The following is a 14,472-nucleotide window of genomic DNA, read 5'->3' as shown; positions in this document are numbered from 1 at the left end:
TAAATGGTTAAACCAAGTCGCTTTTAGCAACTTTAAGCATAAGCTCGGCGGTACGGTTAGCGTAGCCCCATTCGTTATCGTACCAAGCGTATAATTTAAGCTGGGTATTATTTATAACCATGGTAGATAGCGCATCAATAATGCTACTGCGTGGATCGGTTTTGTAATCAATCGATACCAGCGGTTTTTCTTCGTAACCTAATACGCCAGCAAGCTCGTTTTTAGACGCTTGAGCAAACCATTCATTCACTTCAGCGGCAGTTACTCCACGCTCAAGCTCAAATACACAGTCGGTAATTGATGCGTTAGTTAACGGTACGCGCACGGCATGGCCATTTAACTTACCTTTTAGCTCAGGGAATATATGCGTAATGGCTGTTGCACTACCGGTTGTGGTAGGTATTAAACTTGTCCCGCACGAACGAGCTCGGCGTAAGTCTTTATGTGGCGCATCAATAATAGTTTGGGTATTGGTAATATCGTGAATAGTGGTCATTGAGCCGTGCTTAATGCCTACTTTTTCTTGTAGTACTTTTACAATAGGCGCTAAACAGTTAGTCGTACACGAAGCCGCTGTAACAATTTTATGCTCATTTGGGTTATATAAATCATCGTTAACACCCATAACCACATTTAAAATGCCATCTTCTTTTACTGGTGCGGTTACTACAACGCGCTTAACACCTTGTGCTAAATATTGATTTAACAGCTCAGTGGTTTTCATTTTACCGCTGGCTTCTATTACTACATCGCAATCAGACCAATCAGTATCGCTAATGGTTTTGTTATTGGTAACGGCAATCGTGTGTTTAGCCACACTAAAGCTATTTTCGTTTGCTGTAACGCTGTGCGCTAAACGCCCGTGCACTGAGTCAAACTCTAATAAATGGGCATGTGTTTTAGCATCGCCTGCAACATCGTTTACTTTAATAAATTCTACTTCTGGCCACTCTAGTGCTGCGCGCAGTGTTAAACGTCCCATACGGCCAAAGCCGTTAATACCTACTTTAATTTTCATAATAAATACCTTTAGTAAAGTTATATCAATTTGCTTAATTAACAGCAGCTTGCTGCACGCTCTGGGCGATTACCCATTGCATTGAGTCGATTTAAATCGTCGTTATAAAACGCAGAATTTTCGTTTTTGGTTTGTGCTATTACGCTAAGAGCCCACTCTGGCAAGGCTTTATTAATACTATAATACACCCATTGATTTTGCTTACGGTCGCTCAATAAGCCACATTGCCTAAGCTGCGCTAAATGGCGCGATACTTTAGGTTGGCTAAGTTCAAGCGCAGCAACAAGCTCACACACACATAGCTCTTGCTCTTGGCTAATTAATAACATGGCTTTTAAGCGCGTATCGTCGGCTAAGCATTTGTAAAATTGAAGTGGGTTGAGTTGTTCCATAGCATCCTCGTTTAGTTAGTGTGCATACAATAAAACAAAATTAGGATATATGAAATAGTGAATATACGATTTTTCGTATATTTATTTAAAGCACGCTTAAATTAATGTGATCTCTAGTAAATTGCAGCGCACAAAAAAGCCCAGTGGCAAACCACTGGGCTATTACAATGCTAAGTAATCAGTTAATTAAATAACCGAAAGCTCTACTTCAATGTTACCGCGTGTAGCGTTTGAGTATGGGCATACTTGGTGTGCTTTATTTACTAGCTCTTGCGCTGCTGTTTTATCCATATCACCTAGTGATACAGCTAATTTAACTGCAATGCCAAAACCGCCTTCAATTGCGCCAATAGAGACTTCAGAGTTAATGTGTGTATCACTTGGTAGAGCAATTTTTTCGCTACCTGCTACAAATTTTAGTGCACCAATAAAACACGCTGCATAACCTGCTGCAAATAATTGCTCTGGGTTTGTGCCTTGACCATCGTCGCCACCTAGCCCTTTTGGGGTTGATAAGTTTACATTTAAACGGCCATCGTCTGATTTAGCTACACCTTCACGGCCACCGGTTGCAGTTGCTTTTGCTGTGTAGGCAACGTTTTGTAATACATTCATAGTGAACTCCAAAGTTTATCAATTAATTTAGTTTGCATGCAAAATAATAGGGCAAGTAATTAGAGATTGCAAATACTTTGCATGCAAATTAAAATGTTTTTTGAGTTGAAGGTATTAACGCACTAGGAGTTGGGTATGTCATTTGAGCAACTAAAATTAAAAAATCAGCTGTGTCATAGGTTATATATGGCATCAAATAGCATTGCGCGTGCTTACCGTGAGCCTTTAGCTGCACTTAATTTAACGTATCCGCAGTATGTAGTAATGATGGCGCTGTGGGAGCAAGACAAAATAACTATAGCGCAGCTAATAGATAAAACCGCTATTGATGGCGGCGCTATGACCCAAATACTCAAAAAAATGACCGAAAAGTCTCTGCTGGCTGTTATTAAAGATGAGCACGATAAGCGTAAGCGCCTAATTCAGCTTACCCAAAGTGGGCAAGCCCTTAAAAACGAAGCCGCTGATATTCCAAAAAATATATTATGTAAGTTTGAAAGTGTAGACCCCACACAAGCTAAACAGCTCATGCAGCTACTTGATTTAGTAGTAAGCGATTTAACAACTAAAAACGATGATGAGTTAGCCAACTAACGCGGTTATTTTTTGTTGAATAAACGCCCTAAATGCGCTGATGACTGGGGTCATTTGGCGTCGGTCGGCGTACATCATATAAAGCGGTAGCGGATCGCTTTGCCACTCGGGGCATAAATGAACGAGCTGCCCGCTTGCTAAATCATCAATTACATCTAAGTACGACTTATACGCAATTCCTTTGCCCTCTAGCGCCCAGCGCCTAACCATTTCGCCATCGTTAACTATGTGTTGGCAATTTAGCTGCACTTTTTGCACTGCGCCATTTTTATAAAATCGCCACTCTTTAAACACTTCGCCAAAGCGCATAAAGGTAATGGTGGTGTGCTGCGTTAAGTTAAGGGGGTGTGTAAGCAATCCATTGTTTGCTACATATTCAGGAGAGGCCACTAAAATACGCGCATTATTTAAAAAAAGTGGCGCTGCAATTAACTGCGAATCTTTTGGTACACCAAAGCGCAGCGCAATATCAATTGATTGGCTGTAAATGTCGCTTACTTCGTCACTTAAGTGCAGTTTAAGTTTTACATGCGGGTAGTGTGCTAAAAACTCATTAAGCCATTCACTTAGTTTATTGCGCCCTAAGTCGCACGGGGCCGATACCTGTAGTGTCCCTGTTACTTCGCCCACTGCGGTTTGTACTGCAGCTACCCCTTGTTGAATAAGTGAAAGGGAGTCTTTGGCGTAACTTAAAAACTGCTCCCCTGCCACACTTAAGCGTAAGCTGCGAGTAGAGCGAATAAACAGCACGTTTCCTAAGTCTTTTTCTAGGCGCTTAATAGCTGCACTTACCGCCGCTGGGGTTTGCGCGTTTTGCCGTGCGGCTTCAGAAATACTGGCACAACTGGCTACATCTATAAAGGTTTGAATATCGTTAAATGATCGCATATTTTCAATTAAAATTTGAAAGTGCTTTAGTTTTTCATGTCTTTTTCTATTTTTCAACTGAGCTATAGTGTTTGCATATTAAAAAGTACTTAAAATCATCAGGAACCCACATGAAAGCATTTGGCTACACCAAAAACTCTAAAACACTCACACCCAACTCTATACAAGCAATTGAGCTTGATACCCCAACCGCTACAAGGCACGACCTACTTATTGAAGTAAATGCTATTTCGGTAAACCCTGTAGATACAAAAATACGTGCCAATGTAGCACCGGAGCAAGGCTACAAAGTATTAGGCTGGGACGGCGTAGGCGTTGTAAAAGCCGTTGGCGAGTCGGTATCGTTATTTAATGTGGGAGATCGTGTATTTTACGCTGGCGATTTATCGCGCCAAGGCAGTAATGCGCAATTTCAATTAGTTGACGAGCGTATTGTAGGGCGTGCGCCTAAAACATTAACCGACGCACAAGCCGCAGCGCTGCCGCTAACCAGTATTACCGCTTACGAAATGCTGTTTGAGCGCTTACAAGTGCCTAAAAATAAGCAAAATACTCAGCAGTCTATTTTAGTTATTGGCGCCGCAGGTGGCGTTGGCTCTATTTTGGTACAGCTTGCCAAGCAACTTACGGGGCTAAACGTAGTAGGTACTGCATCGCGCGAGCAAAGCGTAACTTGGCTTAAAGAGTTAGGAGCCAGCCATGTGCTCAATCATACTAAAAACTTAAACGAGCAGCGCAAAGAGCTAGGTTTAGCTGAATTTGATTACGTTATTGGCTTAACCCATACCGACCAATACCAAGATCAAATAGTAGAGTGTATTAAACCGCAAGGTAAATTTGCGCTAATAGATGACCCTACATCGTTCGATATTTTAAAGTTTAAGCGTAAGTGTATATCGGTGCATTGGGAGTTTATGTTTACCCGCTCGCTATTTACTACCGCCGATATAACAGCGCAGCACACCTTACTTAATGAAATTAGCGAACTGATAGACGCAGGTACACTTAAAACCACGCTAGGGCAAAATTTAGGATTAATTAACGCTGCTAATTTATATAAAGCACACCAAATTTTAGAATCGCACACCTCACGCGGTAAACTTGTTTTAGAAGGCTTTTAACCATGAATCAGATTAAAAAAATACTTTTAGTTGCAGCCTGCAGCACCGCGTTTTTAACCAGCAGTGTGTTTGCTAATACCGCTAATCAAAATGCTGATTTAAAAACAGTAGCCACATTCGACGCGCAGCACCCACCGGGTAATATTGCTATTACGCCCTCGGGCCGTAAGTTTTTATCGGTACATGGTTTTTACGGCCAAAAACAAAAAATTATGGAGCTATTAAGCGATGGCACCACCAAACCCTACCCTAATGAAGAATGGGCATACGCGTATAAAAACGGAAAAGGGTTTTACGACGTACTTGGCATAAATGTATCAGCCGATGGCGTATTATGGATGCTTGATACATCAGGCCCTGATCATGCTGGGCGTTTAATCGGTTGGGATACCAACAAAGAGCAGCTGCATAAAATAATTTATTTAGCTAAACCCACCATTACCGACACCTCGTTTTTAAACGATTTAGTTATCGATAATAAACACGGCGTTGTATACATTGCCGACACCGCACAAGGCAGCCAAGCCGCTATTATTACCGTAAATTTAAAAACAGGTGAGGCGCGCAGAGTCTTACAAAATAGCCCATACACCACAGCCGAAAATATCGACATGGTCATTGAAGGGCGCACCATGAAACTAGGCGGCCAACCAGCACGTTTAGGGGTAAACCCAATCACACTCGACCCAAGCGAACAGTGGCTTTACTTTGGCTCTATGTCTGGCACATCGGTTTATCGTATTGCCACAAGCGATATTAACAATAAAAGCCTGAGCGCAAGCGCCCTTGAAAGTAAAGTAACGCGTTACGGCACTAAACCCATTTCAGATGGCATTATTGTTGATGGCGGCGGCAATGTGTATGTTACCGACATAACCAACGCCGCGATTGGCGTAGTAAAACCAAGCGGTAAATACCAGGTATTATTTAAAGACGAGCGCTTAAGCTGGCCTGATGGCTTTAGTTATGGCGCCGATCATAAAGTATATTTTACCGTAGATGAGCTACATCGCTCGCCAGTATTAAATAACGGTAAAAATGCCAGCCAAGGAAAATTTAGTGTGCTGTCGTTCGACCCACTAGTAAAGGGTAAAGTAGGGCGCTAAATACAGCGTATAAACCATACGCCACGCACCTGTTGCGTGGCTTTTTGGTGCAACTTTTAACCCTTTTAGCCCCAAAGTGGTGCTAAGCGCTCAAAAGTTATTTTTAGTGTTTTAATAAATATCTGATTTGTATTCATAAAATATTCAATTAACAGTTGGCATAATTCTTTCAAAGTACAGATGTGTTCAGTGAAAATTTCAAGGAAAATACCATGGCTAACCTATACCACACCCTTTACCTACTATGGCGTTTAGACATTAGCGTATGGCAGGTAAACGATCCGAGTAATACCCATACTACGTGCGACAAAGAGCGAGTTTATAGCCGATAAATTTAGTATTTATAGGCTTTGCAAGCGCGGCCATTGCGTTGTATTGTTAAGTAACTAAAAACAATATGATTGGAACGTGTATGCACGCCTTAGAAGTAAATTTTGATGGCTTAGTTGGCCCTACTCACAACTACGCGGGTTTATCGTATGGTAACGTTGCCTCGTTAAATAATGCGGCAAGTTTTTCAAACCCTCAAGAAGCTGTGTTACAGGGCCTTGAAAAAATGAAAGCCATGCACGACAAAGGCCTAACACAAGGTGTGTTTGCGCCCCACGCACGCCCCGATTTAAACGTACTACGTCGCCTAGGTTTTACCGGCAACGACTCGCAAGTTATTCATAAAGCATTTAAAGCCGACCCTATTTTATTGCGCGCGTGTTATTCGGCCTCTGCAATGTGGACCGCCAATGCCGCTACTGTTTCTCCATCGCCAGATACCCTCGATGGCAAAGTGCATTTTACCTCAGCTAATTTAAACAATAAGTTTCATCGCTCCATAGAGCCTGCTACAACTACCCGCTTACTAAAAGCCATGTTTAATAACGATAGCTACTTTGCACACCACACGCATTTACCCGATCAGGGCTTTTTTGGCGACGAAGGCGCGGCTAACCATACCCGACTTTGCGACAGCCACGGCGAGCAAGGCCTAGAAATGTTTGTATTTGGTGCAAGTGCCTTTAACAGCCAATTACCAAAACCGGCTAAGTTTCCTGCAAGGCAAACACTAGAAGCCTCAGAAGCCATTTGCCGATTACATAACATAAAAGAATCGAGCCAAATTTTACTGCAGCAAAACCCAGATGTTATAGACCAAGGCGTGTTTCATAACGATGTAATTGCAGTAGGTAACGCAAACGTATTGCTTTGCCACCAGCAAGCATTTTTAAACCAACAAGATGCCCTGCAAGAAATTCGCGATGCCTACACCGGCAGCAAACAGCTATACATAATTGAAGTACCTACCGATAAAGTAAGCATTAGCGATGCAGTAAGCAGTTACTTATTTAATAGCCAATTAGTAAGCCTAGATGATGGCTCAATGCTATTAGTAGCGCCACAAGAGTGCCAACGTAATAGCGCAGTAAACGCCTACATTGAAGAAATGATTTTAGCCGATAACCCAGTCAACCAAGTGCAGTTTTTTGACCTGCGCCAAAGTATGCAAAATGGCGGCGGCCCTGCCTGCCTGCGTTTACGTGTAGCTCTTAACGAGCAAGAACTTACTGCGGTAAACCCAGAGGTTATTTTAACCGATACTAAATACACTCAGCTTTGTGACTGGGCAAAGCGTAACTACCGCGATAAGCTAGGTGCAAGCGACTTTGCCGATTCAGCTCTACTTACCGAAAGCTACCAAGCACTGGATGAACTAACCCAACTGCTTAACTTAGGCTCAGTGTACGACTTTCAATTAGAAGGTTAATACTCGTCAGCAAAAAGCTGATACAAAAATAGCGAGCCAAGGCTCGCTATTTTTATTTGTGTTTGTGCTAATAGAGTTTAAACGTTTTTTATACCAATTCGCTTAATTAAGAGATCTATTTTGAGGCTGGAAAAACGTGTTGATAACTAGGCAAAAAATTCGTTATTTAGTTGTTCTAAATGAGAATTTTTTAACGCAGGTAGCGACACGTTTAGCCCCGCAAAATGATTAAGTATTATTGCGGATTGGTATTAACCGTTACTGCCGATGCCATCGACTCAGATATATGCAACGTACGCTGCGGGAACGGAATGCTCAACCCCGCGCCTTCTATAGCCTCTTTAACGCGCTTATTTAAATCCCACACGGTTTGCCAGTAATCGCCATTTACAGCCCATGCACGTAATTGAATATTTACTGCGCTTTCGCCTATTGAGGTAACCATTACTTTAGGTGCGGGCTCGGCGAGTAATCGGCTTTCTGATTCGGCAACTTCTTTAAGTACATTTAAGCCAACATCAATAGAGTCGGCGTACGAAATTCCCACTACTATATCCATGCGCCTTTTACCGTTGCGGGTAAAGTTTTTAATGTTGCCGCCCCACACTTTACCGTTAGGCGATGCGATATAAAGGCCGTCGGTGGTTTTAAAAATAGTCGTAAATAAGTTTATTTCATTCACTGTGCCAAGCGTGCCGCTCGCATCTACAAAATCGCCTACTTTAAATGGCCTAAGTATTAATAACATAATGCCGGCTGCAATATTACTTAAGGTGTTTTTAAGCGCCAAACCAATCGCTAAACCCGCCGCGCCCATTAGCGCTATTAAACTTGCCGTATTAACGCCAAAAATATCTAAAATAAACAGCCCAGCAATTATGTAAACTAAATACCCCGCAATGCTCGATAAAAGCGGCAGTAACGTTTCGTCTACTTTTTTTAATGGCGACTTAGAATTTTTAATCGCTTTTTTAACCGAACGCGCAATAAGCGCACTCGCAACTAAAATAGCCAAAGCTAATACCACTTTGTAACCTAAAGTGATGATAGTTTCTGAATGGCTTTGCCAAAACACAATAAGTTTATCTTTCATACATATTCCAACTATGGGCTGATTATCAGCAAGAATTAAATCTATACACTTCAAAAGAAGTGGCGGGAGTATATAGTAAAAATTTTAAAGCGATAGCATTAAAATAAGTGGAAGGTGTCCCTATATCAGCAAATTAATTGGGCAAAGTTTTCTTTTTTTAGCTTAAATTTTCACACTTAAAAACTTAGTGCTCACAAACTAGTTAACCTATGGCGTACATACTTTTGTTCAAAAATACGCAAAGTAAAATAAAAATTAATTTCAAGTAACTATTCTAAAAACCTATTCAATCTAAATTCAGCTTAGCTCTTCTACAATCCGCTTTATAAACTAAAGGAGTAAATCATGAATTTTAAATCAACATTAGTCAGCAGCGCCGTTCTTTTTGCATTAGCCGGGTGTGGCTCTTCAAGTGATGACAATGACACAACACCGCCACAATCTAGCGACAAATCAACCTTTAGCCTTGGTGTGTCAGATGCGCCGGTTAGTGGTTTAAAAGCGGTTAACGTCGTGTTTGATTCAATCACTATTAAAACACAAGGCGATGAAGAATTTAGTTTTGAAACCCGAAGTGAAGCTGACGCATCTCAACCACAAATGGTTAATTTGCTCGATTACACCGGGGACGATGTTTTTGAGCTGCTTGACGATCAAGAAGTGCCAGCAGGCGAATACTCGTGGATCCGCGCTCAGGTTATAAATGGCGATACTAATAACCTTAGTTTTACATCTCACGTAGTATACGAAGACGACAGCATTGCTCCGCTCGTGGTAAAAAGAAAAGGGAATGATGGTGTAGGCGAAATACAACTCGATGGCTTTACACTTAACCAAACTGATAACGACTTTGTTTTAGAATTTGACCTAAAAAAATCGCTGGTCGATCCCCAAAATAATGAGGAGATCTTTTTAAAACCTAGAGGCGTACGATTACAAAATATTTCTGAGTCACAAGAAATTGAAGGCACAGTAAGCCAAGCGCTTATTAATAACTGTGAAACAGACAATATCGCCACTGCTGCTGCAGATTCAACGTTTGGACATGCCGTATATTTATATTCATCAGATGCTCAAGTACCTAAAGATATATACGAAATAGATGAGCAAACCCCAGAAGATGCCCCACTTGCGACCGCAAATGTTGTATTTGACCAAGACGATAACCAATATGAGTTTGAGCTTGCTTTTATTACACCGGGAGACTACCAACTTGGCTATACGTGCACCGCACATATAGACGATGCAGAACTAGAAGATACTGATTTCACTGTTTATCAACTTAAGCAAATTAGTGTACCGCAAACTGAGGACCTTTCAGTTAGCTTTGACATAACACAATAAACGTATAGCGCACTTTAAGGTGCGCTTTTTTTATAAAAAGTATAACAAAAACGAACACTCCACCTTTGCAAAAACCCATTAAAGCCACTCATCTCACATCATCCAAATAATTCATTCGTAAAGTGACCTTCATTCAAGCCCTGTTAACCCAGTACTGGTACAGTTAATAGCACGTATTAGTTAAACCGTTCTTATCATTTTGAATATGTAAACATAGGAGAAATAATCATGGCGAAAGAAAAAGTAGTTCTAATTACAGGTGCCTCTAGTGGCATAGGTGAAGCGAGTGCAAAAACATTGGTTAATAACGGCCATAAAGTCATTCTTACCGCCAGAAGTGAAGATAAATTAGCTGAACTAGTTGAGTCATTAGGTGAAGATAACGCACTGAGTGTACCCGCAGATGCCACCGACTTTACCGAACTTGAAAACGTAGTAACAAAAGGGCTTAAAAAATTTGGCCGACTAGATGCCGCATTTGCGAACGCAGGTATGGGCGTTTCAACCGCAGGCACCGAAAATGGCGACCCCGATGAATGGTTAACCATGATAGACATAAACATTAAAGCCCTGCTGTGGACGGCAAAAGCAACCTTGCCCCATTTACGCCAAAACAAAGGCCACTTTATATTAACCAGCTCAGCCGCTGGCCGTAAGCCTATTAAAGGCTCTATTTACGGTGCAACTAAATGGTTTGCATACGGGTTTGGGCAAAACTTAGCTGAAGAAATGAGCGAGTGGAATGGCCGCTGTACCACCATAGCCCCTGGCATGGTAAACACCCCATTTTTTAATGAAGCAAAACCCGACAAACTCGACCCACAAGATGTGGCTGACGCCGTACTGTTTGCAATAGAAGCAAACCAGCGCAACAACGTACGCGAGATTTATTTAATGCCGACTAATTAACGGTGATTGGTTGAGTTTGAGCTGTCAGGTTTAATGCCAATGGCGTTAAACCTGACGGTTTTTTATACTTAAATGAGGTTGGATTTTAATAGCGTAAGTTTGAACACTGCATAATTAAAAATCTGATTAGCTGCGTATTTCTACACGCCAAGGTGGATTAACTCTATTAACACCCGCCCAATATAGCTTAATTTTATGTCCTGACGGATCATGCAGTACGGCCTCTCGCCATAAATAGCTCTGGTCTGTAGGTTCTTTTATAAATACAAAACCTTTAACTTTTAAAGCCTCAACCAGTTCATCTAATTGTTCATGTTCAAAATATATTACCGTGCCACAATCAAACTCACCTCGATCTAAAGACAAGGAGAAAGTTGAATCCCCATCTGGGCATTCAAAGCGAGCATAATGCGGGGTGTCTACAATTTGAGTAAAACCTAAGTCGCGATAAAATTTAGTCGAAATTTCCATGTCTGTAACAGGTAATGTAATTTGATTTAAGTTCATTTAACTTCCCTGTGAAAAAATTAAAGTAGGTGAGCACTTAATTAATTTACGATTGTTATGTAATACTTTACTTATTTCTTCACTAATTAAAGCCTGATACGTAGCTCATCAAAGTGCGAAAATAAAAGTATCTGTCTAGTTTATTATGTTTTTGTACTGTTTCACATTCGAAACCTTCGTCGCTATTTTTGAAACTCATACTTTACGAAACACATAACTTTTAAATAAGGGGCGCAGACGTGTGGGCTAAAATCCGAACGAAGTGAGCAGCCCACGTGTATGCGTCCCAACGAACGAAGTGAGTGACTTAATTTTTTTGTTATGTGCCATTTACTACAAAACGTGAATGTCATTTATGGTGGCACTAAACTCATTGTTATTGACTCGAGAAAACTCGAACTCCACGGTTAAGTCAGTGATTTCAGCATTAACAGGGAAATAAAAACCAAAAAGGTAACTACCGTCATTACATTCCATGAACTCCGGGGTGCAAAAAGCTATATCGGTATTCTCGATTTTAAATTTTGATTCGCTACCATAATAGTCAAAAACAGCATCTCTTATTTCCTTTTTACCCCAGCGAGTACCGTAATTGTTAGGGACGGTTACCAAATTAAGAGCTTGATCAAAATCATTCTGAGACAGGTGACAAAGCCATTTTTGACAGTATGCTTTTAACTCAGATTCAATATTTGGGTTTAACAGTTTGAGCATGACCGTCCTTAGGCACATAACGCTTCACATATGGGGCGCAGACTTGCTGGCTATACTTGCGCGAAGCGCCAGCCAGTGAGTTTGCGTCCCAATGAGCGAAGCGAATGAACATGATGTGTTTGTTAGGTACTGTTTTCATTCGGGTAGCCCAGGAACAAGAAAAAACAACAAAAATGCTGATGCACAACTTGCTACAAACACTGTTGTTGAGCCAATTACTCCACTTACATTAGAATATTTTTTCATCAATGCCCAGACGATGAAAAGCACACTTACAATACCACCTAATATTACTGGCTCAATTAAGTTTGCAAGTGACTTTTTGCCAGTAGAAAAAAATGACATCAGTATCAACCAGATAAGCCAAGGAGCGATAATCGTTGCCCAGTTTATTTTAGTTAACTTTGAAGCACCTTTAATAACAAAGTAGTAAGTCACGAAACCGAAAACAGCAGGAATTAAAAAAAGTGGGTACCACAACATTGAAGCGGCAAATATTTTTAAAAAGTCCATTTAAGTACCTAACGCCCGCCTAACAGGCGAAAAATGCTTGGCTAAAATTAGGAACGAAGTGACGCAAGCCAAGCTTTTTTACGTCCTTTGTTGAGGCGCTTGTTAGCAGTTTATTTCACCAGTAATTAAAATTTCTAAAAACTCCATCTGGTTACATGAATGCTGACTTATTGATGTGTACTTATTTCCATCGACACTGAATTGCTCAAAAACAATACTGCCTTGATACATTTCTTGTTTTTCAGGATCCCACCCCATTGGGTTTGCAAACTTTACCTGTAATGCACTTTTCTCATTTTGAGCAGTAAAAGTGTCACCATCTTTGAAACTTAAGATAGGACCTTGAGTCCATACCATATAACCCTTTTTATCTTTTTTTCGCTCTTCAAATTTAATATCTAGTGCTTCTCTGAAAGCATACGGCACTCTAAAATACCAACCTTTATTATCTAATGTGCCAACATTGAGTTCTGAGTCGTATTTTACTTGGGGCATTGTGGGCACTTTTCTTTTAATTTTTGCTGCCCACATTGATTTTGGCACTTTTCTTTTAATTTTTGCTGCCCACATTGATTTTAAGTGCTCTATCAATTCCATATTAATTCCTTAATCTCTCATAGCTTTTGCTACTGCTTTTTTCGCCACTGCCAGTTCTTTCTTGATTTGTGCAGCTTTAGCTTCTAACTCTCTCATTTGAAGCAAAGCTTCTTCAACATCTGTTCCCTGTAGCCATGATTGAACTAATTTAACTTCCTCATGGTTATCACTTACAATATTTTTTGTTGAACCATCTAGAATTGAAAAACGATGCTTGCAATATTGACCATTCTCTCCCGCAGGGCATGAACAGTATGCAGACAAATTTGATTCACTTCTTTTAACAAAAACTACACCGTATGGGTCTTCCGATGAACCTTGCACTTCAAATAATATTTCTTCCATATTAAAACTCCTTTTTGAAGGTAAGACTAGACTTTACCTAAACTGCTAACTTTTAAATAATGGGCGCAGGCACGTAGGGCATAATGGCGAAGCCGCCCTGCGTGTTTGCGTCCCAGCCCGCGCAGTGGGCGTGCTTAATTTTTTTGTTATGTGATTTTGCTAATTTAATCTTCGAACTCTTCGGGTATTTCTTTTTTGAATATTTTGATCGCTTTCTCAACAAGAGCAAGTGGTAACTCTTTTTCGTATAAAGTTACCTCTCTTGTTTTTTTCGTATCATCTCTGAAGATTTCCATGATCATTTTTCCATGGCAATAATACTCTACTCCTATACCATCTCTGTCGCCTACATCACTAGCGATAGTATAAGACTGTATTTCCAAAAATTCCGTATCCATATGGTCAACAACCAGTCACATAACTTTTAAATAAGGGGCGCGGACGCGTGGGCTACAATGCGAAGCAGCCCACGGGTATGCGTCCCAGCCTGCGCCAGCAGGCGACTTAATTTTTTTGTTATACGAACCACCCAAAACAACCACGAGTGCTATTTCTCTTTGTTTTTGGGTTTTGCTTTAGGCCGCCAAAATACAGGTTTTCGGACTACCGCTGGCTTTTCTAGCTTAAGTGCAGACGTTAAAAACTGCTTGAACCATAGCAATAACCATACAATAAGCTCCGCTAGTAGAACAAAAATAAGCAGAAAAAAATCAAATACGCCAATAGTGGAGCCTGCTGCGACAAAAACACCCGAGACTAATTCAATAATAAATGCGCAGGCAGCTATAGCAGCTTCAACAATCATTATTACTAAAGAAAAAAGAGCTTCTATCACTAAACATTCCTGTTCGTATAACGCCCTAATAATGGGCAAAAAATTGTTTGCTAAAATGTTGAGGGACGAAAACAGCAAACTGTTTTTTGTCCTTATTAATTAGCTTGTTATATGCACTTTCA

Annotated in this window: 18 protein-coding genes; 6 read left to right on the top strand and 12 right to left on the bottom strand. The window is 40.7% G+C overall.

Translation table 11 applies throughout. The features are described 5' to 3' along the window. Window positions 1-7: 7 nt before the first annotated feature. The 3 genes from MTF67_RS04040 to MTF67_RS04030 form a co-directional block, all read right to left on the bottom strand. Window positions 8-1,018 (bottom strand): ArsJ-associated glyceraldehyde-3-phosphate dehydrogenase, encoded by a 1,011-nt coding sequence (locus MTF67_RS04040; RefSeq protein WP_248518763.1) that lies wholly within the window; start codon window positions 1,016-1,018, stop codon window positions 8-10. A gap of 38 nt (window positions 1,019-1,056) precedes the next feature. After that, complete coding sequence (locus tag MTF67_RS04035; protein ID WP_248518762.1) at window positions 1,057-1,410, bottom strand: metalloregulator ArsR/SmtB family transcription factor; 354 nt, start codon at window positions 1,408-1,410, stop codon at window positions 1,057-1,059. Window positions 1,411-1,596: 186 nt separating this feature from the next. Continuing rightward, window positions 1,597-2,025: an organic hydroperoxide resistance protein gene (locus MTF67_RS04030; protein ID WP_004587024.1), complete on the bottom strand. Its 429-nt coding sequence runs from the start codon at window positions 2,023-2,025 to the stop codon at window positions 1,597-1,599. A gap of 135 nt (window positions 2,026-2,160) precedes the next feature. Here MTF67_RS04030 and MTF67_RS04025 point away from each other — a divergent pair, with 135 nt between their 5' ends. Beyond that, window positions 2,161-2,619, top strand: coding sequence for a MarR family transcriptional regulator (locus tag MTF67_RS04025; protein ID WP_010556905.1), 459 nt, complete (start codon window positions 2,161-2,163; stop codon window positions 2,617-2,619). On the opposite strand, the gene MTF67_RS04020 is transcribed toward MTF67_RS04025, so the two are convergent. Then, window positions 2,608-3,507, bottom strand: coding sequence for a LysR family transcriptional regulator (locus tag MTF67_RS04020; RefSeq protein WP_235575977.1), 900 nt, complete (start codon window positions 3,505-3,507; stop codon window positions 2,608-2,610). The genes MTF67_RS04025 and MTF67_RS04020 overlap by 12 nt on opposite strands. A gap of 110 nt (window positions 3,508-3,617) precedes the next feature. Between MTF67_RS04020 and MTF67_RS04015 the strand changes: the two genes are divergently transcribed. From MTF67_RS04015 to astB, 3 genes are all read left to right on the top strand, one after another. Next, a complete protein-coding gene (locus MTF67_RS04015; RefSeq protein ID WP_248518761.1) occupies window positions 3,618-4,628 on the top strand; it encodes a zinc-binding alcohol dehydrogenase family protein in 1,011 nt (336 codons plus the stop codon). Window positions 4,629-4,630: 2 nt separating this feature from the next. Beyond that, window positions 4,631-5,734: a major royal jelly family protein gene (locus tag MTF67_RS04010; RefSeq protein WP_248518760.1), complete on the top strand. Its 1,104-nt coding sequence runs from the start codon at window positions 4,631-4,633 to the stop codon at window positions 5,732-5,734. 412 nt (window positions 5,735-6,146) lie between these two features. Continuing rightward, a complete protein-coding gene (astB, locus tag MTF67_RS04005) occupies window positions 6,147-7,493 on the top strand; it encodes an N-succinylarginine dihydrolase (protein WP_248518759.1) in 1,347 nt (448 codons plus the stop codon). Between the two features lie 235 nt (window positions 7,494-7,728). Here the strand turns inward: astB and MTF67_RS04000 are convergent, their stop codons facing one another. Then, window positions 7,729-8,586: a mechanosensitive ion channel domain-containing protein gene (locus MTF67_RS04000; protein WP_248518758.1), complete on the bottom strand. Its 858-nt coding sequence runs from the start codon at window positions 8,584-8,586 to the stop codon at window positions 7,729-7,731. A 345-nt stretch (window positions 8,587-8,931) separates the two neighbouring features. Here MTF67_RS04000 and MTF67_RS03995 point away from each other — a divergent pair, with 345 nt between their 5' ends. Both MTF67_RS03995 and MTF67_RS03990 read left to right on the top strand, forming a co-directional pair. After that, complete coding sequence (locus MTF67_RS03995) at window positions 8,932-9,930, top strand: DUF4382 domain-containing protein (RefSeq protein ID WP_248518757.1); 999 nt, start codon at window positions 8,932-8,934, stop codon at window positions 9,928-9,930. A gap of 228 nt (window positions 9,931-10,158) precedes the next feature. Then, a complete protein-coding gene (locus MTF67_RS03990; protein ID WP_248518756.1) occupies window positions 10,159-10,839 on the top strand; it encodes an SDR family oxidoreductase in 681 nt (226 codons plus the stop codon). 126 nt (window positions 10,840-10,965) lie between these two features. Here the strand turns inward: MTF67_RS03990 and MTF67_RS03985 are convergent, their stop codons facing one another. The 7 genes from MTF67_RS03985 to MTF67_RS03955 all read right to left on the bottom strand — a co-directional run bounded on the left by MTF67_RS03985 (window position 10,966) and on the right by MTF67_RS03955 (window position 14,350). After that, a complete protein-coding gene (locus tag MTF67_RS03985) occupies window positions 10,966-11,346 on the bottom strand; it encodes a VOC family protein (RefSeq protein ID WP_248518755.1) in 381 nt (126 codons plus the stop codon). A gap of 333 nt (window positions 11,347-11,679) precedes the next feature. Continuing rightward, window positions 11,680-12,060, bottom strand: coding sequence for a hypothetical protein (locus MTF67_RS03980; protein ID WP_248518754.1), 381 nt, complete (start codon window positions 12,058-12,060; stop codon window positions 11,680-11,682). A gap of 135 nt (window positions 12,061-12,195) precedes the next feature. Next, window positions 12,196-12,573, bottom strand: coding sequence for a hypothetical protein (locus MTF67_RS03975; protein WP_248518753.1), 378 nt, complete (start codon window positions 12,571-12,573; stop codon window positions 12,196-12,198). A gap of 102 nt (window positions 12,574-12,675) precedes the next feature. Beyond that, entirely contained in the window at window positions 12,676-13,170 is a 495-nt protein-coding gene (locus tag MTF67_RS03970; protein ID WP_248518752.1) for a hypothetical protein, read from the bottom strand. A 9-nt stretch (window positions 13,171-13,179) separates the two neighbouring features. After that, window positions 13,180-13,515: an SWIM zinc finger family protein gene (locus MTF67_RS03965; RefSeq protein WP_248518751.1), complete on the bottom strand. Its 336-nt coding sequence runs from the start codon at window positions 13,513-13,515 to the stop codon at window positions 13,180-13,182. Between the two features lie 164 nt (window positions 13,516-13,679). Further along, window positions 13,680-13,913 carry a hypothetical protein gene (locus MTF67_RS03960; protein WP_248518750.1) on the bottom strand — a complete coding sequence of 78 codons (234 nt, stop codon included), beginning with the start codon at window positions 13,911-13,913 and terminating at the stop codon, window positions 13,680-13,682. 149 nt (window positions 13,914-14,062) lie between these two features. Continuing rightward, complete coding sequence (locus MTF67_RS03955) at window positions 14,063-14,350, bottom strand: hypothetical protein (protein WP_248518749.1); 288 nt, start codon at window positions 14,348-14,350, stop codon at window positions 14,063-14,065. Window positions 14,351-14,472: the final 122 nt, after the last annotated feature.

It is taken from the genome of Pseudoalteromonas sp. 2CM32C (assembly GCF_023161925.1).
Classification (GTDB): Bacteria; Pseudomonadota; Gammaproteobacteria; order Enterobacterales; family Alteromonadaceae; genus Pseudoalteromonas; species Pseudoalteromonas marina.
Note: the sequence above shows the minus strand (reverse complement) of the source record. Positions and strands in the feature narration are given on the sequence as shown.